The following is a 21,740-nucleotide window of genomic DNA, read 5'->3' as shown; positions in this document are numbered from 1 at the left end:
CGTACTGGCCCACGTTCTGCCGGTGGCCGTACTCGACGTGCGGGGCGTGCTCCGCCTCGTAGCCGACCACGCCCTCGCCGCCGTGCGCCTCCTGCCTGAGCGAGTTGACCAGGCCCCCGGTGTCCCGGGGCGTCGTGGCCCTCAGGTCCTCCGCCATCTCGTTGACGGTGCGCCTCACGACGGTCTCGACGGCGAACCGCCGCAGCTCGTCGAGCCGGTCGGCAAGTCCGCCATCGTCCAGCTCGAGCCTCAGCCCGGCCACGTCAGGTCCCCTTCCTGCGCGAGCACGACAGGGCGCGCCTGCGGCCCAGGTCGGTCCTCTGCGTGACTTCGTAGGTGCCCCCGGCTATGACGAGGAGCGTGGCTCTCCCCACCGTGGCCATGGGGGCCGTGGTGACGAGCGTGAGGTCGGCCTGTGTGTGGGCGTTGCCCTCCTCGGTCACGAGGAGCAGGTTGGACGGGGCCACGCGCACGCGGGCCCTCCCCAGGGAGACCTTCTCGCGGACGCGGTTCCCCAGGGCGTCGCGCCTGCCCGTGTCGGCCTCCTCGAGGAGCTCGGCCATGAGCCACCTCACAGGAACCTCACCGTGGGCAGCGCCGAGGAGCCGTCTGCCTGGGCCATGGAGGCCAGGGCGGACAGCTCCCTGTCGTACTCGGAGAGGAGGTCGTCGGCGAAGGAGACGGACATGGTCCCGCCCTGCCCCTCGGACTCGGAGCCGATGCCCTCGTCGAAGCGGCGGTTGACGGCCTTCACCGTGGCGTCGACCACGATGGACTCCGCCATGGGCGGGAGCGCCGACACGCCCGCCCTCAGGCACACGCGGTCCGAGAGCGTGCGCGCGGCCTCCGAGAGCCACGCGTCGGACGGGACGTCATCCCACCCGTCGAGCCTGGCCTTCACGCGGGTCAGGACGTCGGTGTCGGCCATCTGGCCACCTCCCTAGGGTTTGCCTACGCGCCGGGCGTGATGCTGCCCTTCAGGACGGCGTCCGAGACCTCCGGGAACACCTTCATGCCGCTCATGAGCAGGGTGTCGACGGTGGCGTTGGTGGTCACGATGGAGTGCGTCATGCCGATGAGGCCGGTGGCGTCGGAGGTGAGTCCGAAGGTGCTGGCGATGGCCGAGCCGTTGGCGGGGACGTAGGCGATGTTCAGGTTCTGCGCGGCGGTGCCGTAGACGGCCCCCGCCTCGACCTTTGCGGTGGGGATGACGGTGCCAAGGCCCAGGAAGTCCTTCAGGTAGTTGATGCCGAAGGCGGTCTGGGTGCTGATCGTGGCGGTGCCAAGGTAGTCCGCGACGTCGGTGGGGTTGACGAAGAAGACGTACTTGGAGGAGTCCCCGCCGTCGAGGTCGCCGAACCCCTCGTAGTCCTCGAACACGACTTCGAGCGCGCCCCACATGCTGGCGAGCGTGGCCTGCAGGGTCTTGCCCGCCTTGGAGGTCTTCTGGGTGCCGGTCACGGCGGCGTAGAGGTCGTCGCGCGTGAGCTTCTGGACGCCCGCCACGAACTTCGCGTCGGTATCGTTCAGCGCTGCGGCGAGCCCGCGCGCCTGGACTGCCTCGGCCGTGGTGTTGCGGCGCCACTTGTTGAGGGGCAGGTCGTAGGTCTGGTCGAGGGTCTTCTTCACGCTGGAGAGGGGGATGTACTCGCCCTCGGCGACGTTGCCCTTCTTGATGTCGGAGGTGTACTTGTAGGTCTTGATGGTGCCGCCATCGGGGACGGGCATCAGGTTCGAGACGCCCAGGATGGCCTGGAGCTTCTGGATGCCCTGGGTGAAGCGGTTAACGTAGTCGATGGAGATCTCGGGCGCGATGTCCGCGGCCTTGGTGACTCCCGCCTCGGGGTAGCTGACGTTGGTCTCTGGCATGTTCTGTCCTCTTTTCTGTCTGCCTTACTGCCTGTTGAAGAAGTACTCGGGGTGCTCGGCGATGGCCTGCTGGCGCTTGGCGGTGTCCTTGATCGCCATGATCTCGTCCTTGGTGAGCGCCTTGGTGGCGCCACCTGACTTCGGCGCGGTCCCGGCGAGGCGCTGCCTGACGCCCGCGTCCACGGCGGCGAGCCAGGCGTCCGCGAAGGCGTCGACCGTGGCCTTGGTCTCGTCGGCGGTCTCGCCCACGAGGCGCGCCACGAGCTCGTCGGGGACGCTCACGCCGCGCCCGGAGAGCTGGCGGCGCGACTCGGCCACCATCCCGGCGACCTCCTTGTCGCGCTCGAGCTCGTCGAGGCGCTTCTGGAGCTGGTCGCGCTCGTACTCCGCCTTCTGCGTCGCGTTCATCTCCGCGAGCTTGGCCGCCTCGGCGACCTTCTGCTCCTGCTGGCGCTGCCACTTGGCAAACTTCTTCTCGACGATCGCGTCGACGTCCGCGTCGGTGTACTTCGCCTCCGGCTTCCCCTCGGGCGGCCTGGGCTCGTTCCCCTGGCCCTCGGTGCCCTCGGCCTGGCCGGTGCCTTCCTCTGCCATCACGTGCTCCCCCATCCCCGGCTGTCGCGGCCCGCCGGCGCGGCCATCGCGGTGCTTTTAGCGTCGTCACGACTCGGACGTATGAGAAGGGCCACCGTCCCCGGTGGCCCCTACTTGCCCAGCAATTCGAGCATCTTACCGAGCGCGTCNCGACGCACCGGCGCACGATTTCGTCATCGACCGTGTGGAAGCTCGAGCCGTAGCCCATGACCTCCGCCACGGCGTTGGCGGCGTTGGCGGCGTGTCTCGCGAAGTGCTCGCCCATGCCCTCCTCGGCCTCGGCCGTGGCGCGCGCGAGGTGGACGCGCACGGACGCCTGTAGGCCCTCCAGGCGGTCGAGCCTCCATATCCCCTTGCGCACCTCGACCATGTCGGCGTGCTCGGGGTGGGCGGCGGCGAACGCCTCGCAGTCGCGCATCAGGAGGTCGCGCTCGCCGTCCGAGAGCCTCTGCAGGAGGTCGCGGTAGCGCAGGACGCTGCCCGTGCCGTAGCGCTCGTAGAGGGCCGATACCTCGCGGGAGAGCGACTCCATCTCAGCCTCGTAGACGCGCCTGACCCTCTTGGCCATGGCCCGCTCGTCGCGCTCCAGGGCGGCGTCCGCCCTGGCCATGCGCCGCTCCCAGTACGTGGGCAACTATGCCTCCTGACCGCCCCTCGGGGGCGCTAGGGACGTGACGCTGGACTCCGCCTCCCCCTCGATGCGGTCGAGCTCCTCGTGCGGGTCGTCGACGCAGGAGAGGACGGAGAGCTGGGTCTCGCGCGACGTGATGCCCGAGAGGTTGCCGGCCACCTGGCTCTCCTCCAAGAGGTTTGACGGCAGGTTGGCAGTGAAGGTCGCTCTGAGCCCCATCCAGGCGTCGTCCGCCACGGGGCACGCCGCGTAGCCGAAGAGCAGCCGCCAGCGGCGGGTGAGCGAGCGCCTGAACTTGCGCTCCTTGACCTTGGCGAGGTCGTTCATCGCCTGCAGACGGTACTTGATCGCGATGCCCGAGCTCGTGTCGAACGACTCGGAGCTGAGGTCGGAGACCATCGAGAGCGTGAAGATGAGGCGCTCCAGGCGGTCGATGAGGTGATCCTGCGTGCCGTCTGCATCCGGCTTCGAGAGGAACTCGACCACGACCTTGTCGGAGTTGGTCCCTGCGAGGTTGATGATGCGGCTGTCGCGCAGGGTCCTGAGCGTCTTCTCGTCGAGCTTGGCGCCCGTCACCTTCAGGTAGGCGTCGGCGTAGTACTCGACGTCGTTGGCCTTCTCAGAGAGGGCGCGGTCGTGCGCGTCGATGAGCGAGAGCACGCCCTCGAAGAGGCCCTGCCTCTCCTCGTTGTCGACGTACTCGACCACGGGAACGTCGGGGAACCCGTGCGCGACGGGCTCGCCGAACCTCGCATCCGCGCCTCCCCACTCGAACGGGGTTTCGAAGGCGCTGTCGTAGAGCGTGCCGCGCCAGGCGTCCGGACGCCCGTCAAAGCGGTTGTCGTCGCGCCAGAAGCGCACGGCCCAGAGTATGCGGCCCTCGACGGTGTCGTCGCGGATGACGAGGCAGTTCACGGGGGTCACGACCGACGAGCGCGGGTTGGCCCCGCCGTCGCGCCACATGACCTCGAAGGCGGAGCCGTAGACGTCGGCGACCTTGGAGAGCTCGGCGTCGAGGTCCTCGACGTCGTTGGCGCGCGACCACTCCGCGAGCCAGGCGAGCGCCTCCTCATCGTCGCCCGCGACGCGCACCGGCATGCCCAGGAAGTAGCCGACCATGGAGTCCACGATCTGGCGGGCGTAGTTGGCCACGAGCCTGTTGTCGGGCTTGTAGGCAGCCTTCCGTGGCAGGCGCAGCACGTCGTGGTCCCCCTCGTAGGCGCGCCTGAGGGTCGCGAGGCGGCCGAGCGCCCTCGACCTGTAGTCGCTGAGGATGCGCGAGAGCAGGAGCCCCGTCATCTCCGTGCCCTCCGGCACGCGGTACCCCTCGCGGGGGTCGAAGGTCGCGGCGTCCGCGCTCGCGTTCCCTGCCATCAGATTCCCCCTCTGAACAGGCTGACCTCGATGGCGTCGCCGTGCAGGCGCATCGCGCACGCGAGGGAGTCGGGCGCGTCGTCGTGCGACGCGCCCTCCGTGTAGTCCATGACCTCGTCCCAGTAGGCGCAGCTGGCCTCCCACGCGCTGTCGTAGCGCAGGAGGGACGGCCAGGAGCCGCGCCCGTGCGTCGAGATCTTGACGTGCTTGTTGGCTGTCTCCTGGTAGGTCGAGACGGGGAGGCCCATGCCCTCCAGCTCGCGCGCCAGGTAGCCCTTGTCGGCGTTGCGCTCCAGGTGGACCGTGCCCAGGCGCAGCGACGAGTGGAGCTCGAGGATGCGCTCGAGGCAGCGGTCGACGTGCGTCTCGCGGAAGAGCTCGCCGTGGACGTAGGCGTGGCCGTCGTGCCACGCCGCGCAGGTGACCGCCGTGCCGTCCGGGCCGCCGTAGGCCGCGTCCACGTGCATGATGCCGTCGAAGAGCAGCGACGGGTCGGAGAACGTCTCCGGCTCGCCCTCGAACACCGCGCCCTCGTCGGCCACGTGCCGGAGCTCGTAGTTGGCGGCGAAGAGCGAGCGGGTCATCGACGCCCTGAGGTCCGCCGCCTCCCCGTCGGAGACCAGGCCCGTGCGGGAGAGGTCCCACCGCTCGGGCTCGGGCATGAGCGAGAACGCGTCGTCCCTGTGCCAGGGCGTGCCCGTGTTGACGATGCGCCCGCCCCTGTTGCGCACGTTCTGCAGCTCTCGGTAGAACGCCTTCGTTGACTCGCGCTCTGCCCTGGACGCCCTGTCCCTGAGCGTGACAACGTCATCGGTGAACACCACGTCGTAGTGCTTGCCCGTGAGCGAGCCGCCTATACCGTAGCCAGAGAGCTGCGGGAGGTCAGAGACGTTGCACGCGAGGTCGGTGCCTATCGCCGTCGAGCTTGCCGACGTGACGCGCGCGGGCCTGCCATAGATCGTCTCCGTGACCATGGCCGACGTGTCTGACGCAAGCATCCTGGCGACCGCCGTCATAACCTCCTCGACGTCCGGGGAGGCCTTGCGGAAGAAGCCGACCGTGAGCTGCGGCCTGGTGACCATGAGCAGCCAAAGCGCGACCTTGACGCACGTGGTCTTGTACGACCCGCGGTGCGCCTGGAGCGTCCAGTCGCCCGACCCGAAGGCCATGCGGCGTATCCAGCCGTCGTGCAGTGGCTCGGTGAGCCTGTCGTATCCCATCATGCGTGCCAGCCTCACGGGATGACCCGTCATGACGTGCGCGAGGGCCTGCGCCCTGCTAGCCAGCATCGCCCATCGCGCCGTCCAGCAGGCGCGAGAACTCATCCGCGCTCTCCCTGGACGGGGTGGTCAGCTCGACGCGGTCGCTCGGCCTCTGGCCTGACGTGTCGCGGATGAACTCCGCCGCGCGCACGTCGCCGTCCAGGGCCTTCCTAAGCACGGAGAGGGCGATGGCCTGGCCGACGGTCATGTTCTTGCCGCCCATTCCCTCCAGGGTCGAGGCGGTCGTGGTGCCGCCCGGGCGCATGGGCATGTCGAGCATCGCGCGGAAGGTCTCGCGCATGTCGCGCCTCTCGCGGCGCTTGCGGTTGGTGGCCTCGGCCCCCTTGCGCGAGAGCTCACGGCGCTCTCTCGGCGTGAGAGTGTTGGTCGGCCTCAGGTTCTGCTCGTTCGCCATCCGTCACCCCCGCGCAAAAAGGAAGGGGCCATGCCCATCAGGACACGACCCCCTGCCGAACTTTCTCAACGATACCTTCATACCACGAAACCGAGTGCAAAGCAGTACAAACTTTCGCACAGGCACCTGTTCTTGTCATTCCGGGCAGGCCCACCCGTGCACGAGGTGCGCGATGCCGACCTCGTCGGTGAGCTCCACGGCCCTTTTGCGGATGCCGATGGCAGTGCCCCTGGAGACATGGGCCCTGTCCGCGACCTTGTCCCACGTCAGGCAGTCCACGTAGTAGCTCTCCATGACCAACGCGGCCGCCTGGCTGTCCATAATCACCCCGATTCGATGGCAAGCGGCAAGGCCGTCACCGACCACCTGCTCAAGCGCGCGCACCACCTTGGTCTCGCTCGCCTCGGCCTCGGCCAGCTGCACGGCCCACCTGCCAGTGGGGTCCCCGATGCCGCTCCCGACGCCGTGTCCGCCCGAGCCCCTCGGCTCCCTGAGCGCGGCGAGCCTCGCCTCGGCGGCCCCGATCTGCGAGGCGGCGTCCCTCACCGAGTCCCACCACTCGCGCCCCGTCACAACGCGTCCCCCTCGATCTCCTCGGCCCTGAACCACACCCCCACCGGGTGCCAGGGGACCATCGGCTGCCTGTCTCCCCTGCTTCCGGTCTTTCTTCCAGTGACCAGGTCGTACGCGATACCCCTGTCGCCCTCTCCGCGTTGGGCGATGACCGGCGTCGCCGACACGGACTCGCAGTAGCCAAGGAACGCGTTCCACTCCTCGACGCCTATGGCCCCATGCAACTTGCACTGCACGAAGACGAGCTCGCCGGTCCTTATCGCGTAGAGGTCCGCGGGGGACTTCGACGCGGGGGACCTGAGGACGAGGTACCCCCTCTTTGCGAGGTCGTCCCTGACCGCGTACTCGAAGTCGCGCCCGCGGGCGTACTGGGTCCTCCTCGGCCTCTTCGACTCGATGACGGTGTCGTACTCGTCTGGGAAGCACCTCCGCATCGCGTCCGTGAACGACTGGACGTTGTAGTGCCTCGACCTGCAGAACGCGCCAACGCCCTTCCTTGACCTCTTGAACTGGTCCCAAAGCGGGGCGAGGACCGCCTCGCTCACCTGCGCCCATGTCCGCGCGTAGGACCTTGCGTGCTTGGGGTCGGTGAGGCCGAGCGTCCCCGCCTTCCTGCAAATGAACTGCTTCGTCCTGCCCATCTCGTCCGCGAGTATTTGGAGCTGCCCTGCGTCACGGTACATCAGGTACCTTTCGGCGAGGTACCTCTCGTCATCCTTCGTGAACTGATTCGCCGACGTGTCCACGCCCATCCTCTTGAGGCGCTCGTGCACGGACTGTCCGCACATCCCCAGCTCTTCCGCGACCTTCCAGACGTTCTTGAGCCTCGCGTACGACTCCCGTATCTGCCCGTCCGTCGCCTTTGCCGCCATCCCAAAACACCTCCGAACTCCCAGCCGCATCGCGTGCGGAATCTTTTTGACCCTCTGACGGGGGGGTGTTGCCCTAGCGTCCCCGCGTAAGGGCGGGGCGCGCCCTTAGGCGCCCCACCCGGGGGCTAGCACCCCCCCAGAGGGGGGGTACCACACCCCTTTATAAGGGGGTGTCGCACCCCCCCGTGCAGGGGTGCCGCAACCCCTCGTCGCACCCCCCCCGTGCAGGGGTGCCGCAACCCCTCGTCGCACCCCCCCGTGCAGGGGTGCCGCAACCCCTCGTCGCACCCCCCCGTGCAGGGGTGCCGCAACCCCTCGTCGCACCCCCCCGTGCAGGGGTGCAGGAACGCGGTCCGGCACCCCCCTAGCAAGGCTCGCCGCCGTCGTTCCCGTCGCACCACGGGTCCCCGTCGTCGACGCTGTAGAGGACGTAGCCGCGCTCCTCGCCCGCGCACCTGTAGGGGCTCCAGTCGGCCTGCGCCGTCGTCCAGTGCTTGAGCTGGGCCATGGTCACCTTGCCCTCGCGCCCGTCGTTGATGCGCTCGAGCACGGCCCTCCTCGTCGGCGGGACGCCGTCCCGCTCGCACTCCGCGACGGCGCCCGCGATCATGGCGACGCACTCGTCCTGCTCGCGCCTGGCCTTGGCCTTGCGGGTCTCCATGGCCTCCCGCGCCGGGTTCTCGCCCTCGACGTCGAACCTCGCGAGCTCGCCCGTGGCGTCCCGGTAGAAGCGCGGGAAGCGGAACAGCAGGTCGATGGGCTCCGGGCTCCTGAACTCGCGCAGGGTCGCGGTGACCCTCCACGCGGTGGCGTCCCCCAGCACGCTTTTCGCCCTGTCCTCGGGCACCCTGATCTGGGTCATGTCCAGGATTGCGTCGGCGTCGCGTGCGAAGACCCCGGAGCCGCTCATGCGGTCCATGGCCTTCCTGGCCCCCATCGCGCCCTTGGCGTGGTGGTGCGCGTAGATCACGGCGCACCCGCACTCGCTGGCCACGCGGTCCAGCTGGTTCGTGAACTTGCTGATGGCGGAGGCGTCGTTCTCGTCGCCGCCGTTGACCTTGTAGATGGGGTCGACGATGACGGCCATGAACGTTCCCTTGGGGCCGCGCCTGAGGACGCGGCGCACGAGGAGCGGCGCGAGCCGCTCCATGTCCTGGGCGTGGCCCCTCAGGTCCAGCCGCACGAAGTTGCCGCGCATGGTCGCGAGCCCCTCGCCCACGTCGTGGTGGGCGGCGCGGTCGTCCCAGACCACGTGCTGGCGCATGCGGAAGCTCTCGTCCGCGATCTCGAGGTTGACGTAGTAGACCGGTCCCATCGCGCAGGGCCATCCCAGCCACCTGCCGCCGCAGGCTATCGCCTCTGCGAGGTCGATGAGCGCGAAGCTCTTGCCCGCCTTGGAGGGGCCTGCCAGGACCATCTTCTGGCCCTGGCGCAGGATGCCATCCCCCTCGGTGCCTATGAGGGGCGGCGCGAGGCGTATCGGCTCGTCCCAGTCGTCGCCGGAGTCGTCCGGCAGGTCGTCCTCCTGCTCGTCGCGCCATGCCACCCACTCGTCCCACGACGCGCACCCGCAGCCCACGTCCACGAGCGTCTGGAGCTGCCCGCCCCTCGTGGCGCCCGGCAGGCGCGAGAGCCTCGACGGGTTCTTGTTCTGCGTGTCCGGCTCGAACCCCTGCCTCCGGCAGAAGGCGTACAGCTCCTCCACCCTCCTGCGGTAGAGGTCGTAGTCGGTCCCGGCGTCCACCCTGACGATCGCGTGGACGGACTTGCCGCCGCTCGTCACGATCGCCGCGCACGGCAGGCGCATGGCCCGTATCATGGGCAGCTGCCGCTCGTAGGGCAGCGTGTCGGACTCGACGAGCGCGTGGCGGTACTCCGTCACGTTGGCGTTGCCCACCCCCCTGCCGTCGAGCGGGTTGAAGCGCACCCACGCGCCCACCTCGCCGTCCCAGTCCCCCAGGACCTTGGCCAGGTCGCCCGTCCTTGCGAGCTCCTGCCTGAGCTGGCCAGCCGTGCGGTCGCTGTGCCCCTTGGTGGGCACGCGCCTTCCGTCCGGCGTCTCCCAGCTCTCGCAGACGTAGCCCACGCGGTCCTCGTNCGGCCACACGGACCAGGCCGTCGGCGAGGGCGTCGGCGACGTAGCCGCCGCCGGACGTGTCGGTGCCGAGCATCATTGCGACCTCGAGCGCCGCGTCGCTGGTTTCGAGCCTGTTGTCCCGCGCGACCTGCGCGGCCTTGCGGATTGTTTCGCTGGTTATCGTCATGAGGTGCTCCAATCGAGTCTCGCCGGCTCCGCGTCCGGCTCGTAGGTTGTGGGGTCGACTCCGGTGGGCACGCGCCATCGGTTGGCCGCGAGACGGCCCATCATGTCGCTGGCTGCCGCGAAGGTCCAGGTGCCGGGGTGCCTGAAGCCCTTTCGCTCGAGCATCCGCACCTGCTTGGGCGTGGCCATGCCGGCGTCCCTGCGCTTGGCGAGGCGCTCGAGCATGAGCGACGCCTTGCCGGCGCCCATGCCGTCGGGGTCGATGCCCCACCTCTCGAGCGCCTCCCTCTGCGCGTCCGTGGCCTCGTCCATCTCCCACGCGAAGGTCGGCTCGTAGGTCGTGAGGTCCTCGTCGCAGATGCTCATCTCGTACTGCAGGGGGTCCACCAGGCGGGCCTTGCGGTGGCGGACGGCCTCCAACTCGCGTGCCAGCGCCTCCTCGCGCTCGGCCTGTGCGTCGCGCTCCCCCTCGTCCACCTCGCCCATGAGGTNTGCCGCCCCATGCCGTGGCCGAAGCCGGCCCACTTCCTGGCGCACTCCCCTTCGTGCCAGCGCGCGGCGTCGCGGCGGCTCCACCCGTCCCACGCCTCCATCGGCAGGCCCGACTCGTGGAGGGCGAGCCCGACGTCCACCCACTCCTGGTACGACAGCCGCGCCGGGTCCACGAAGTCGAGGGCCCCCAGCAGGTCGCCGTGCCCCCCGTCAGCCATTCCTCTCTCCTAGTGCCTCCTCCAGCTCCATCACGCGTATCCCGCACGCCATGGCCACGTCGCGCTCTAGCGATGCGCCCTCGCTGCCCTCCCAGCCCGGGAGCTGGACCAGCGTGTCCACGCCGGGGAAGCAGTCGTTGACCAGGGCGTCGATGCACTTGCGCATGCCGTGGCCGTGGTCCGTGCCGTACGTGACGCGCTCCGTCGGCACCCACACCTCGTGGCCCGCCATGCGCAGCCTGGCGGCGGCCCGCGCGAAGTCCGCGCAGGCGTCCTCGTAGTCGCGGCCCGTCACGGGGCCGGAAAGGTAGACGTTCATCTCTTATTCCTCCGATCAATCCACGCGCACGGCACCCACGCCGGCGCGAGCAGCACGGCCATGAGCAGCCCCACGAGCGCGCCCAGGCCCCAGCCCAGGTCGTAGCGGGTCACGAGGCATCGCCGCCCAGGACGCGGGCGCCGCAGCTGGAGCAGAAGCGTATGGGGATGCAGCCCGTTGCGTCAGTCACGCATCCCATCCGTACGAACGCCCCGCAGCGTGAGCATCTTACCCAACCGTCCATGGCCTCCAGGCTGCACGTGCGCTCCTCCACGACGCGGGTCCCGTCCGACAGGCGCGTGGACCTCGCGGAGCGGAAGTAGCTGGCGTCGATTACCAGGTCGCACTCCATGTGCGACACGTCGCCGACCACGGCCTCGCAGACGAACGTGCGTTCCTCACTCATCCACATCGCCCCCGTCCGGGTCTATGAGGTCGGCAAGGCGGATGAACGTCTCGCTGTAGTCGTGGTACTCGAGCCCTGAGAAGACCTCGTACTGCAGCAAGTCTCTGAACTGCTCGGCATACCGCACCGGCTGTCCTGGATAATCGGCAAGACTGCGTAGGTTCTCCGCCACCTCGCGCCGCTCGCCATCGGTCACTTGCCAACTCATAACATCAGCCCCTCTCGTATCTCGCGCCCGCACCACGGGCAGTGCTTCCATGTCGGGTAGTAGCCCTGGTCAAGCTCCTGGTCGCAGTGCTCGCACCAGACCTCGTAGTCGCCAAGCTCTCCCGTCTCGTCGCGATTGAGGTATGTCGTGTCGTTGCGAATCTCTCCGCAAAAGCGCTCGTCATCGGTCGGTCTCATTCGCCCTCCTTCCTGAGCCTGTACCGGTTCTCGTATGCGCGGCATGTCAGCGCGCGGAGCACCGGGTGAAGCTGCATCTCGCCGCCGCGCACCGTACACTTCCACACGTCCGGGAGGTGTGGCGCTGGTCTGAGCAGGCACCGCGCGTAGACGCAGTTCTCACACCTGCGCATCGCCGCCACCTCCCATCCATCCACTCATTCGTCCTCCCCTGCTACTCCGTCCTGCTTCGTGGTCGCTCATCGCGCACCTCCCGCCAGGTGCTCGCAGCGGGCCACGAGGTCCTCGACCGAGTAGCCCGGCCCGTCGCCCACCATCTCCTCAGACCATCCGCCGAGCGCGAAGGCGTCGCGTACCACGCGCTCGAAGGAGTCCGGGTGCTCGTGGGCGAGACGGTCCGGACGCTCTTGGACAATGCCGTCGTCGTATCTGACATATGCCTCGACGCAACCATCGCAGACGGTCAGGGACGTCACCACGCCCTGCGTCCCGTCCTCGTCCCAGACGCCATCGCCCGGCCTTATCGGCTCCCCGTCCGCGCCCACGGGCAGCGGCATCATCGCGTCCATCGCGTCGGCCACACGGACCAGGCCGTCGGCGAGGGCGTCGGCGACGTAGCCGCCGCCGGACGTGTCGGTGCCGAGCATCATTGCGACCTCGAGCGCCGCGTCGCTGGTTTCGAGCCTGTTGTCCCGCGCGACCTGCGCGGCCTTGCGGATTGTTTCGCTGGTTATCGTCATGAGGTGCTCCAATCGAGTCTCGCCGGCTCCGCGTCCGGCTCGTAGGTTGTGGGGTCGACTCCGGTGGGCACGCGCCATCGGTTGGCCGCGAGACGGCCCATCATGTCGCTGGCTGCCGCGAAGGTCCAGGTGCCGGGGTGCCTGAAGCCCTTTCGCTCGAGCATCCGCACCTGCTTGGGCGTGGCCATGCCGGCGTCCCTGCGCTTGGCGAGGCGCTCGAGCATGAGCGACGCCTTGCCGGCGCCCATGCCGTCGGGGTCGATGCCCCACCTCTCGAGCGCCTCCCTCTGCGCGTCCGTGGCCTCGTCCATCTCCCACGCGAAGGTCGGCTCGTAGGTCGTGAGGTCCTCGTCGCAGATGCTCATCTCGTACTGCAGGGGGTCCACCAGGCGGGCCTTGCGGTGGCGGACGGCCTCCAACTCGCGTGCCAGCGCCTCCTCGCGCTCGGCCTGTGCGTCGCGCTCCCCCTCGTCCACCTCGCCCATGAGGTCGCAGGGGCCCCCGTCCTCCGCCATCGCCTCGGTGGCCCTCGCGGCGCCCTCGGCGGTCCTGGCGAAGAGCGCGGCTGGCCTGACCAGCTCGTGGCGACCGGTCATCCACAGAAAGTCCAGCAGGAGCAGCCCCTGCTTGCCCGTCTCGGGCGAGAGGCGGGTTCCGCGCCCGACCATCTGGGCGTAGAGGCTCCGGCTCTTGGTGGGCCTGAGCACCACAACGCAGTCAACGGACGGGCAGTCCCATCCCTCGGTGAGCAGCATGCTGTTGCAGAGCACGGAGCCGTGCCCCGCTCCTGCGAACGCCTCGAGCACCTCTTGCCTGTCCTCGCTCTGGCCGTCCGCCTCGAAGGCGAGGAGCCCACGGCCATTGAGCATCTCGGCGAACGCCTTGGCCGTCCTCACGAGCGGCAGGAAGACCACGGTCCTGCGGTCCCGGCAGAGCTCCGCCATCCTGTCGGCGATGCCGTCCAGGTACGGCTCCAGGGCGTCGCCGAGCTGCCCCGCCACGAAGTCGCCATGGGAGGTGCCGACGCGTGAGATGTCGATGTCGAATGGCACCGTCTGCGCCTCGATGGGGCAGAGGTACCCGTCCTTGATCGCCTGCGGGAGCTGGTACTCGAAGGCCACGCTGTCGAACACCTCGCCCAGGTCGCGCCTGTCGGCGCGGTCGGCTGTCGCGGTGACGCCCAGGACGTTGGCACCCGAGAAGTGCTCGAGGACGCGCATGTACCCGTCGGCCAGGCTGTGGTGGGCCTCGTCCACCACGATCGCGCCGAAGCGGTCCGGCGCGAAGCGCGAGAGCCTGTCCTCGCGCATGAGTGACTGGACGGACCCGACGGTGACGCGGTTCCACGCGCCAAGGCTCGACTCCTGCGCCCTCTCGACGGCGCATCCCAGCCCGGTCGTCCTCCTGATCTTGTCCGCCGCCTGGTCGAGGAGCTCCCCCCGGTGGGCGAGCACGAGGGTCCTGCCCCCGCGCTCCGCCACCTGCCGGGCAATCTCTGCGAAGACGATGGTCTTGCCGGTGCCCGTGGCCTGCACGAGGAGGGTGCGGCGGTGGCCGCACCCCCACTCGCGGAACACCGACTCGACCGCCTGTCTCTGGTACGGTCGCAGCCCCATGGCTACGCCCTGTACCCAGCGGAGGGCGCGGCCTTGGGCGCGAGGAATGAGTCCACCTCGTTGTACTCCTTGCCGTCGTAGGTGCGCGTCTTTACCTTGCAGTGGCCCTGCGCCCCCAGCACCCTGTCCCATGGCAGGCGCGTCTGCCCCTCGGCCCCGGCGGGGATGAGCCCGCAGGACTTGAAGAACTGCGTGAGCTTCCACTGCTGGCGGCGGTTGAGGTACAGCCGCGTCTTGACGCTCGCCTGCTCGCCCCTGGCGTTGGCGCACGCGAGCGTCAGCGTGGCCATGGGGCACGCCTGCATCTTGTCGCTGCCGTCGAAGTGCCCGCGCTCGAAGTCGTCCACGCGGAAGACGTACTCCCCCGGCGTGAGCAGCGTGAACTGCGAATCCTGGGCCTCTATCGGCTCGTCCCAGTCCAGCGCCTCGTTCTCGATTGCCATTCTCGGTACCTCTTTCTGGTCGTCTTTCCGTACGTGTTGTTTGTCTCGCTAGTCGAAGGGGACGTCGACGCGGTTGTCCTTGACACGCGCCAGCATCGGCGCCCAGTTGGACACGAGGAAGTCCACATACCCCTGCTCGTAGTCGACGGGGTCGCACTCCTCGGGGAAGTTGCCGGTCTGGCCCACGGCCTGCCTCAGCTCGGCGTCGGTCACCTGGTCGCGCTCCATGAGGTCCGCGAGGGCGCTCATGCGCGCCGGGTATCCCGGGCGCTCGTAGGCGTCTCCCGCCGGGGTGCCGGCCGCCTGTCCCTTTGGCTTCGCGGCCTTCTTTGCGGACTTGCTTTGTTTTGGCGCAGGCTTTTTCTCCGTGGCCGTCTCGGCCATGAGGTCGGGGATTACTTCGGCCAGCTCAGTCGGTAGCTTTCCGAGTTCGAGCGGGAGTTCCTCCGGGAAACCGAAGCGATTCTTGGCGTCCCAGCATGGATTGTGTGAGGTGCGTATTACGCGCGATCCACCGGTGGCTTTTGCTTTTCCGCTTTTGTCCTTTATGATCCTGGTCTTGTAGTCGCAAAAGAGCACCATGTCTGCCCATTCCTTAGCCATGGGCGCGACCTTCTTGGTCAATTTCAGTTCGAAGCGGTCGTAAGCGCCAGACTCGTCCGGGCGCTCGAACTTACGCATCGCGGCGTGGCTTACAAGGGTTACGTTGCGTCCGCGCTCCGACACCTCGGAAAGCAGATCCAGCAGCTTTCCGAATTCCTCCATTAGGTAGGTGTATCCCTTGCCGTAGGATATGCCCTCGATTCCGTCCCATCCGTGCTTCGCACACAGGTGCGATACGCATAGCTTCTCGGCGGCGTCGGCGGTGTCTACCACAAGCGTTGAGCATGATGGTACGTCACCGTCGCGGGTCGCCCTTACTTCGTCAAGCAGCATTTCCCAGCTCGTCGGCCTTGGAAGTCGAGCCACAGGAAGTTGGTTCGTCCCTCCCTCCACGTCGATGAACACCGGCGACGGGAACTCAGCAGCGAGCGTTGACTTGCCCAGTCCCTCGGGGCCGTACACGAGAATCTTCAGCGCCGTCTGCTTGACTCCACAACTAAGCTCGTACCTTGGCATTGCCCGTACCTCTCTTCCTCCTGTTGTTTGCCTGCTTTTTGAGGTCAACGAACCTACAGTTGTCTGGCGAGTAGCCACGCATGTTGTCTGCGCGGTCGAGCGTCGTTTCTCCGAATGCGGCATCTGGCCTATATCCATGTGACATTGCCCATGAACGAAACTTCGCGTAGTCGTCCCATTCGGGACAGACGTTGATTCCGCGCCCTCCGTAGTCGGCATAAAACTTGTTGTGTGGGTTATTGCAGCGTTGTCTCATTGACTTCCAGACGCCATATAGGCGTTCTCCAGCATGACCATGCTTCACAAGCTGGACGCCTCTCACATTTCCCGCCTTTTTCGCTTTTCCTGCGGCGAGTTCTTTTCTCAGACAGCCGCAGCTTCTTGTTGCGCCACTTTGCAGGCTTGCTGTGGTTACCTCAATCTCGTTTCCGCAATCGCATCGACAAAGCCATAGCGGGTGATGGCTGCGCGTTCCGGTGCGCTTTATGACTGTCAACCTTCCAAACCTCTTGCCAGCAAGATCTATGAGTGCCGGCATGTTTAGATCCTCCACTTCTTCTCCGGCTTCTCTTCCTTCTTCTTCTCTGGCTCCGGGTCCGAGACGTCGGCCCCCACCACGCGCCCGTCCTCGATGACGAGGTCGCAGGTGCCGTCCGTGGCCACGCGGGTCCCGATGACCTGGAGGCCCTCCGCCTGCGCCCACGCTCCGAACTCAGCGAGCGTCTGGGGGTCCATCTGCTCGAGCTTGTCGACGAGCACGAAGCCGCACTCCGGCTTGGCGGCCCGCGCCACGGCCGCTGCCACGCGCATCTGCTCGGAGCCGCTCATGTCGCCCCAGGTGGCCCCCAGGTAGGTGAGCCGCCCGTCCTCGTCTATCGAGAGGCCGGGCAGGGGCAGCGGCGCCCCGTCCAGGAGCGCGCGCCTCTCGTCCCTCAGGCGCTCGACCTCGCCGTCCAGGCGCTCGTACTCCGCCTCGGCCACGGCGGCGGCCGCTGCGGCCTGGGCCTTGGCCTGGTTCTCGCGGACGCGGGCGTTGGTCTCCTCGACGCGGGCGATGGCCGCTTCGACCTCGGCGGTCGACTCGTCCTCGAGCTCCTCGGCGGTCTTCGCGGCGTCGCGGGCGTCGGCGGCGTCCTTGGTCAGGCGGTCGTTGGCCTCCTCGAGCCTCGCGTGCGCCGCCCTGAGCGCGGTCTCGGCCTCCTCGACGGCCGTCCTGAGGGCGTCCACGGTGGCGCGGTCCGCCTCGACGGCGCGCGCCAGCTCGGACGCGCGGGCCCTCTTGGCCTGCCTCTCGCCGTTGCGCGCCAGGATCTCCTGCTGCTCGGCCACGAGCTCGGCCACGCTCACCGGCTCCTCGGGGGCGTCGTCGTGGTGGGGCAGCCTGTCGGCGTGGGCGCGCTTTGCCTTGGCGTCTCGCCCGACCAGCTGCCTGTCCTGGTAGGCCCCGCGAATCTGGCCGTCGACGCGGGCCAGCTCCTCGTCGATTCCCAGCGTCTGGAGCAGCGCAGTGGCCTTGTCGGCGTCGGAGCCCGCCATGAAGCGCGGCAGGTCGATGGCGAGCTGCCCCACGAACTCGTCGAGGAGCGCCTGCCCCGCCTTCCTGCCACTCTCGTCCGTCACGTGGAGGGCGCCGTTCTTCCCCTTGCGCTCGACCACCAGGCCGTTTGACAGCTCGACGCGCAGCCTCGCGGGGGTGGCCGCCCCGCGACGGTTCGGCTCGTCCGGGCGCCTCTTGTTGCCGCCCAGCGCCCACGCGATGGCGTCCAGGACGCTGGTCTTCCCCTGGCCGTTGCGCCCGCCGATGACCGTCAGCCCCTCGGGGCTCGGCTCCATCTCGACCACGCGCACCCTCTTGACGTTCTCGAGCTCGAGCGCGTCAATCCTCACCGGCTCCGCCATGTCATCGCCTCCATCGTCTCTCGCGCGCCCTCGCAGGCACGCATGCTCTCGTAGTCCGACGTCCCCGCCAGGGCGAAGGCCGCGAGGAACGCGGCCAGGGCCAGAAGCGCGAGAGCGAGTCTTGCCGCCGGGTGGGCGTCCTCTCCCCGCGACGTCCGTCTTGCCATCCGTCCTCCCATCCCCCGTGCCCTCCCCCGCGCGGCCCGCCTGGTCAGGGCGCCACGTGCGCGGAAAGGAGTGACGCCACGCCGCCCAGCACGGCGGCGGCGCCGTTGCGGCCCCCTGCGGCCCTGTGCACGCCGCTCGGGAGGAGCGGGCGGGCCTCGCGGGAGGGGCACGGTGTTCGTTTGCCGTTGTTTGGTTACTTTTGTTGGTAGCTCCACGTCTGCTTGGCCCTCAGGTAGCGGGCCAGGCCGTCTCGCTCCACGTACTTGCGCTTGTTCCTGCTGCTGCCTATCTCGAGGATGGGCGGCGGGTCGTGGGAGTCAACGAACGCGCGCATGGCGTTGACGCCTATGCCCGCGTAGCGCGCCGCCTCCTCGACGGTGAGGTAGAGGGGGCAGGCCCCCTGCGGTACAATCTCCGTGTCCACTTTCACCTCCATGTGATGGACATGCCCGCCAGCTGTTCCAGCAGTTGGTGGGCGCTCTCTTTACTCGGAAATCAGGTCGGCCACGTCGCAGCCGATGGCCTTGGCCACGGCCAGCGCCCTGCCCAGCGGGGCCTTGGCGATTCCCCCCGACTCCCAACGCTGGAGCGTCACGTAGGGGATGCCAGTCTCGCGGTGGACCCGCATCAGCGACTTCCCGCAGCGGTCGCGCATCTCGCGCATCCGACTTTTCGACATGCCTCTCACCTCCCGTTCCATTGAGTTATTGGTCGTCACGGTCGGCTAGGCCCCGTCGCCCTCGTTGCGGGCACGGGCGGTGAGGGCGCCAAGCTCGTCGTTGAGCGCGCGGGCCAGGACGGTCGCGCGCTCCAGCTTCGCGTTGAGCTCGTCGATGCCGTCGGTCTTGACCTCGACGCGCAGCTTCTTGGTTATCCTGTCGTTCTTCTCGTCCATTTGTTGCTCCGATTTCTCTTCGCTTGCAGTGCAATGGCGGTTCTTCCGTGAGGGCCGCCAACGTGCGGATTGCAGGCCCCGCCAGCTCCCCTGGTTCGGGCCAAATCCGGTCTTCCGTTGTCAAGGTGCAAGGCTCCGCCCAGCCCCCGTGGGGATCGGTGGTGCGGTGGATTGTGGATGGTTGATTAGCGGGTCGCCGCGCGGCCCATGAAGTCGCTGACAGAACAGTCCATTGCCGCCGCAAGCGCGGCGAGCGTGACTATCCCAGGGTTTGCTGTCTTGCCAGTCTCGATGTTCAGGATCTGGTTCTCGGTCACGTTGCTCTCGATCGAGATTTGCCGGAGCGTCTTGTGGCTCCTTTTACGCATCTCTCGCACCATGCTGCCATCCATGTCTCTCACCTCCTTGTTGGCCGAAATTATCGGGCAACAAGGATATTAGGCCAATATAAATGGCTAGTCAATATATCTGGCTAATATTTTCGTCCCGTTTTGTATGATGCAAGCAAAGATGACCAACGATGATGGCCAAACAGAGTTCTCGCAGAAGAAGGGGCAGCATGAGTAGTGTTTTCGGAGACAACATCGCCAGATTGCGCGCTGAGCATGGAATGACACAGCGAGATTTGGCCGCCAGACTCGACATTGCAAAAAGCACAGTCGGTGCCTGGGAAACATCGGGAACGCTTCCCGACTTCGAGCGTATGGAAGAAATATCAAAGCTGTTTAACATTTCAATGCCGACCCTCTTCGCCAGGTACATACCCACCCGCGACGAGGAGGAATTCTCGAGCGAGGAGCTCAGGGTGTACGGTAAGATCGCGGCTGGGATGCCGCTCGAGATGGAGGAGGGCGACTACGGCTTCCCCTGCCCGACGTTCCTGACAAAACGCCATCCCAAGGCATTCTTCCTGGAGGTTTACGGCGAGTCGATGAACAGGGTCCTTCCGAACGGGAGTCTCGCCCTGGTCGACCCGACGCTAAGGGAGCCGATCCTCGATGGCTCGGTCTACGCTGTCTGCGTCAACGGCTACGACGCCACCGTGAAGCGCGTCAGGAGGCTCGAGAACGGGCTTGAGCTTGACCCGGACTCGACCGACCCGACCTTCCATCCGATGGTGTACGACGCCACTGTGGAGGGGACGGAGACCATAACCATCATCGGACGCGTGATCTGGTACACCATCCCGTTCGAGTGGGAGTTCTGAGGGGGTTGGCATGTCATACACGTTCGAGATTGCCCACTACGGCGAGGAGCGCGACCTCGACCTCACGGCGGAGGAGAAGTGGCTGGCGGACGTCGCCGTCATCGCCCTCGCCGAGCGCGGGGTCCCCAGGGAGCTTCTGCGCGTCGTGCGGAAGAGCGACAGCTACGCCACGGTGGTCGCCCATGGCGGCGAGTTCGACCTCGACCTGATCAGGTTCAAGTTCTCCCCGAGGGCGAGGTGGGCGTCGGTGAGCGTCATTGGCGATGACCGCGACGCCCTGGCGGACTCCCCGCTCTTCGCGGCGCAAAAGAACAAGCGGCAGGGATTTTGGAAGGCCGCGATCTCTGAGCCGACGGACGTCATCGGACTCGCCGACTTTGCCGCGAAATACTACAAGTTCTCGCTCGAGCACAATCCAGGGAATTTCACAAACTAGCCCGCTCGCCCCCAGAGTTCCATCCCTTCCCTCGGAAGGAGTCAACCCATGTCCATCTCCAAGCGCACCCTCAAGAGCGGCAAGGTGGTCTACGACGTCCAGGAGTACGTGGGATTCACCCTGGACGGCAGGCGAGACCGCAAGAAGGTCACCTGCCGCACGATGCGCGAGGCGAAGGTCGAGCAGGCGAAGCTCGTGGCCCTGCGCGACGCCCGCCGCGGCCGCTCGGGGCGCTGCACCTTCTCCGACTACGTGGACCGATGGTGGTGGCCCTCCACGGCTCGCCTCGCCGCGTCCACGCGCGACACCTACGAGAAGGAGCTGCGGCTGCGCCTGCGTCCGGCTTTCGGCGGGATGGACCTGCGCGACATCACGCGCCCCATGGTCCAGCGCATGGTGGACGGCTGCGGGACCCGTCGCGTGGCCGAGAAGGCGCTGGGAACGCTCGGGACCATCCTCTCCCAGGCGATGGGCGACGGCATCCTGACGGGCAACGTGGCCCGCGCCGCCTACGTCCTGCCGCCAGCTGGCAGGCGGCGCGACAACGGGCTCGTCATCACCACCTACGAGGCGATGGGACCCCTGCTCTCGGCCCTCGAATCGTACGTGGCGGTTGATGGCGGGTTCTGCCTGCTGCTCGGCTCCCTGGGCCTCCTGATGGGCCTGAGGCCGGAGGAGCGCTATGGCCTCGACTGGGCGGACGTTGACCTCGCCGTGCGCTCCTGCCACGTGCGCAGGGCCTACCTCGCCGTCTCGAGGCGGGAGGGCGGCCACGACCTCAAGGAGCCTAAGACGGCGAACTCCGAGCGCGTCGTGCCCATCCCCGCCGACATGGCGGGCATCCTCGCGCGGGCCCGCACACAGGGCGGCGTGGTGCGCGTGGGCCCCGTGCTGCTGGGCAAGTCGGGAGGTCGCGTCTCGCCCGCCACTGCCAAACGGCGGTGGGCGGCGTTCCTGCGCTGGTGCGACGAGCGCGGGATGGACGTGCCGCACGTCACGATCGAGAACTGCCGCCACTCCTACGCCACGAGCTACCTCCATGCCGGGGGGCGCGTTGAGGACCTCTCGCGCATCCTGGGCCACTCGAACATCGTGACCACGCTGAGGCGCTACGTGAGGCCCAGCACGGACGATTTGGCACGCGGAGTGGAGGATGTAATACCGCCCATTCTTTCATCCATTGACCCACCATTAGCCCATGGCACGGCGTTTTAACAGGTAAAGTAGTGTGATTTCGGGCTTCGAATCCCCAGCTCTCCGCCAGATTCTGCTGCCTGGGACGCGACGCGTCCCAGGCTTTTTCTTTATTTCCGGGCATAGACTTAGAGGTGCATCTACACAAAAAGTTTTCTAGCTTCTACCAGGCATTTCTTGTGTTCTCCTAAATTTTTCAAGATTCTCGCTTGACTCATGGTGGTGGGGATGGCATTCTAATTCCTGCAACGCGGCGTTACCTCAGCTGGATAGAGGGTCTGACTACGAATCAGAACGTCACAGGTTCGAATCCTGTACGCCGCACCAGCG

Annotated in this window: 29 protein-coding genes and 1 tRNA gene; 4 read left to right on the top strand and 26 right to left on the bottom strand. The window is 67.4% G+C overall.

The features are described from left to right. From BQ7388_RS12415 to BQ7388_RS09320, 26 genes are all read right to left on the bottom strand, one after another. Positions 1-262 (bottom strand): HK97 gp10 family phage protein (locus BQ7388_RS12415; protein ID WP_072500361.1); only part of this gene is annotated, 262 nt, incomplete at its 3' end. Position 263: 1 nt separating this feature from the next. Next, entirely contained in the window at positions 264-563 is a 300-nt protein-coding gene (locus BQ7388_RS09455) for a hypothetical protein (protein ID WP_072500360.1), read from the bottom strand. Between the two features lie 8 nt (positions 564-571). Further along, positions 572-928 carry a hypothetical protein gene (locus BQ7388_RS09450; protein WP_072500359.1) on the bottom strand — a complete coding sequence of 119 codons (357 nt, stop codon included), beginning with the start codon at positions 926-928 and terminating at the stop codon, positions 572-574. Positions 929-951: 23 nt separating this feature from the next. After that, the gene (locus BQ7388_RS09445; RefSeq protein WP_072500358.1) at positions 952-1,869 is read right to left on the bottom strand and encodes a hypothetical protein; all 918 of its coding nucleotides are present in this window, start codon (positions 1,867-1,869) and stop codon (positions 952-954) included. 24 nt (positions 1,870-1,893) lie between these two features. Continuing rightward, positions 1,894-2,463, bottom strand: coding sequence for a DUF4355 domain-containing protein (locus BQ7388_RS09440; protein WP_072500357.1), 570 nt, complete (start codon positions 2,461-2,463; stop codon positions 1,894-1,896). A 634-nt stretch (positions 2,464-3,097) separates the two neighbouring features. Then, on the bottom strand, positions 3,098-4,468 hold the full coding sequence (locus tag BQ7388_RS09430; protein ID WP_083558344.1) for a phage portal protein: 1,371 nt from the start codon (positions 4,466-4,468) through the stop codon (positions 3,098-3,100). After that, positions 4,468-5,757 carry a hypothetical protein gene (locus tag BQ7388_RS09425; RefSeq protein WP_072500355.1) on the bottom strand — a complete coding sequence of 430 codons (1,290 nt, stop codon included), beginning with the start codon at positions 5,755-5,757 and terminating at the stop codon, positions 4,468-4,470. The genes BQ7388_RS09430 and BQ7388_RS09425 overlap by 1 nt, the downstream gene beginning before the upstream one ends. Next, the gene (locus tag BQ7388_RS09420) at positions 5,747-6,145 is read right to left on the bottom strand and encodes a hypothetical protein (RefSeq protein ID WP_072500354.1); all 399 of its coding nucleotides are present in this window, start codon (positions 6,143-6,145) and stop codon (positions 5,747-5,749) included. Before BQ7388_RS09420 ends, BQ7388_RS09425 begins: the two co-directional genes overlap by 11 nt. A 135-nt stretch (positions 6,146-6,280) precedes the next feature. After that, positions 6,281-6,718, bottom strand: a complete 438-nt coding sequence (locus tag BQ7388_RS09415) for a hypothetical protein (protein WP_072500353.1) — start codon at positions 6,716-6,718, stop codon at positions 6,281-6,283. Then, entirely contained in the window at positions 6,715-7,590 is an 876-nt protein-coding gene (locus BQ7388_RS11660) for a PDDEXK family nuclease (RefSeq protein ID WP_083558343.1), read from the bottom strand. Before BQ7388_RS11660 ends, BQ7388_RS09415 begins: the two co-directional genes overlap by 4 nt. A 364-nt stretch (positions 7,591-7,954) precedes the next feature. Then, entirely contained in the window at positions 7,955-9,397 is a 1,443-nt protein-coding gene (locus tag BQ7388_RS09405) for an AAA family ATPase (protein ID WP_456319935.1), read from the bottom strand. 818 nt (positions 9,398-10,215) lie between these two features. Continuing rightward, positions 10,216-10,563 (bottom strand): PriCT-2 domain-containing protein, encoded by a 348-nt coding sequence (locus tag BQ7388_RS13545; protein ID WP_072500350.1) that lies wholly within the window; start codon positions 10,561-10,563, stop codon positions 10,216-10,218. After that, positions 10,556-10,882: a DUF4406 domain-containing protein gene (locus tag BQ7388_RS09390; RefSeq protein ID WP_072500349.1), complete on the bottom strand. Its 327-nt coding sequence runs from the start codon at positions 10,880-10,882 to the stop codon at positions 10,556-10,558. Before BQ7388_RS09390 ends, BQ7388_RS13545 begins: the two co-directional genes overlap by 8 nt. A gap of 109 nt (positions 10,883-10,991) precedes the next feature. Then, positions 10,992-11,288, bottom strand: coding sequence for a hypothetical protein (locus BQ7388_RS09385; protein WP_072500348.1), 297 nt, complete (start codon positions 11,286-11,288; stop codon positions 10,992-10,994). Further along, positions 11,281-11,496, bottom strand: coding sequence for a hypothetical protein (locus tag BQ7388_RS09380; RefSeq protein ID WP_072500347.1), 216 nt, complete (start codon positions 11,494-11,496; stop codon positions 11,281-11,283). The genes BQ7388_RS09385 and BQ7388_RS09380 overlap by 8 nt, the downstream gene beginning before the upstream one ends. Further along, positions 11,493-11,693 carry a hypothetical protein gene (locus tag BQ7388_RS09375; protein ID WP_072500346.1) on the bottom strand — a complete coding sequence of 67 codons (201 nt, stop codon included), beginning with the start codon at positions 11,691-11,693 and terminating at the stop codon, positions 11,493-11,495. Before BQ7388_RS09375 ends, BQ7388_RS09380 begins: the two co-directional genes overlap by 4 nt. A 239-nt stretch (positions 11,694-11,932) precedes the next feature. Beyond that, positions 11,933-12,433 (bottom strand): hypothetical protein, encoded by a 501-nt coding sequence (locus BQ7388_RS09365; RefSeq protein WP_072500344.1) that lies wholly within the window; start codon positions 12,431-12,433, stop codon positions 11,933-11,935. Next, positions 12,430-14,049 (bottom strand): DEAD/DEAH box helicase, encoded by a 1,620-nt coding sequence (locus tag BQ7388_RS09360; RefSeq protein WP_072500343.1) that lies wholly within the window; start codon positions 14,047-14,049, stop codon positions 12,430-12,432. The genes BQ7388_RS09365 and BQ7388_RS09360 overlap by 4 nt, the downstream gene beginning before the upstream one ends. A gap of 2 nt (positions 14,050-14,051) precedes the next feature. Then, positions 14,052-14,492, bottom strand: coding sequence for a hypothetical protein (locus BQ7388_RS09355; protein WP_072500342.1), 441 nt, complete (start codon positions 14,490-14,492; stop codon positions 14,052-14,054). Positions 14,493-14,540: 48 nt separating this feature from the next. Continuing rightward, complete coding sequence (locus BQ7388_RS09350; protein WP_072500341.1) at positions 14,541-15,611, bottom strand: ATP-binding protein; 1,071 nt, start codon at positions 15,609-15,611, stop codon at positions 14,541-14,543. Next, on the bottom strand, positions 15,592-16,149 hold the full coding sequence (locus BQ7388_RS09345; RefSeq protein WP_072500340.1) for a hypothetical protein: 558 nt from the start codon (positions 16,147-16,149) through the stop codon (positions 15,592-15,594). Before BQ7388_RS09345 ends, BQ7388_RS09350 begins: the two co-directional genes overlap by 20 nt. A 2-nt stretch (positions 16,150-16,151) precedes the next feature. After that, positions 16,152-17,510 carry an ATP-binding protein gene (locus tag BQ7388_RS09340; RefSeq protein ID WP_072500339.1) on the bottom strand — a complete coding sequence of 453 codons (1,359 nt, stop codon included), beginning with the start codon at positions 17,508-17,510 and terminating at the stop codon, positions 16,152-16,154. Positions 17,511-17,871: 361 nt separating this feature from the next. Then, positions 17,872-18,102: a helix-turn-helix domain-containing protein gene (locus tag BQ7388_RS09330; protein WP_072500337.1), complete on the bottom strand. Its 231-nt coding sequence runs from the start codon at positions 18,100-18,102 to the stop codon at positions 17,872-17,874. Between the two features lie 60 nt (positions 18,103-18,162). After that, positions 18,163-18,357 (bottom strand): helix-turn-helix domain-containing protein, encoded by a 195-nt coding sequence (locus BQ7388_RS09325; RefSeq protein WP_159430825.1) that lies wholly within the window; start codon positions 18,355-18,357, stop codon positions 18,163-18,165. Positions 18,358-18,402: 45 nt separating this feature from the next. Continuing rightward, complete coding sequence (locus BQ7388_RS12410; RefSeq protein WP_159430824.1) at positions 18,403-18,573, bottom strand: hypothetical protein; 171 nt, start codon at positions 18,571-18,573, stop codon at positions 18,403-18,405. A gap of 185 nt (positions 18,574-18,758) precedes the next feature. Beyond that, a complete protein-coding gene (locus tag BQ7388_RS09320) occupies positions 18,759-18,965 on the bottom strand; it encodes a helix-turn-helix domain-containing protein (protein ID WP_072500335.1) in 207 nt (68 codons plus the stop codon). A gap of 167 nt (positions 18,966-19,132) precedes the next feature. Between BQ7388_RS09320 and BQ7388_RS09315 the strand changes: the two genes are divergently transcribed. The 4 genes from BQ7388_RS09315 (at position 19,133) to BQ7388_RS09300 (ending at position 21,737) form a co-directional block, all read left to right on the top strand. Beyond that, a complete protein-coding gene (locus tag BQ7388_RS09315; RefSeq protein WP_072500334.1) occupies positions 19,133-19,780 on the top strand; it encodes a LexA family protein in 648 nt (215 codons plus the stop codon). Positions 19,781-19,790: 10 nt separating this feature from the next. Beyond that, the gene (locus BQ7388_RS09310; RefSeq protein WP_072500333.1) at positions 19,791-20,216 is read left to right on the top strand and encodes a hypothetical protein; all 426 of its coding nucleotides are present in this window, start codon (positions 19,791-19,793) and stop codon (positions 20,214-20,216) included. A 48-nt stretch (positions 20,217-20,264) separates the two neighbouring features. Continuing rightward, a complete protein-coding gene (locus BQ7388_RS09305; protein WP_072500332.1) occupies positions 20,265-21,431 on the top strand; it encodes a tyrosine-type recombinase/integrase in 1,167 nt (388 codons plus the stop codon). A gap of 229 nt (positions 21,432-21,660) precedes the next feature. Next, positions 21,661-21,737: transfer RNA gene (locus tag BQ7388_RS09300), tRNA-Arg, on the top strand. Positions 21,738-21,740: the final 3 nt, after the last annotated feature.

This window comes from Olsenella phocaeensis, from assembly GCF_900120385.1.
GTDB lineage: Bacteria > Actinomycetota > Coriobacteriia > Coriobacteriales > Atopobiaceae > Olsenella_I > Olsenella_I phocaeensis.
This window is presented reverse-complemented; position numbering and strand designations above follow the sequence as displayed.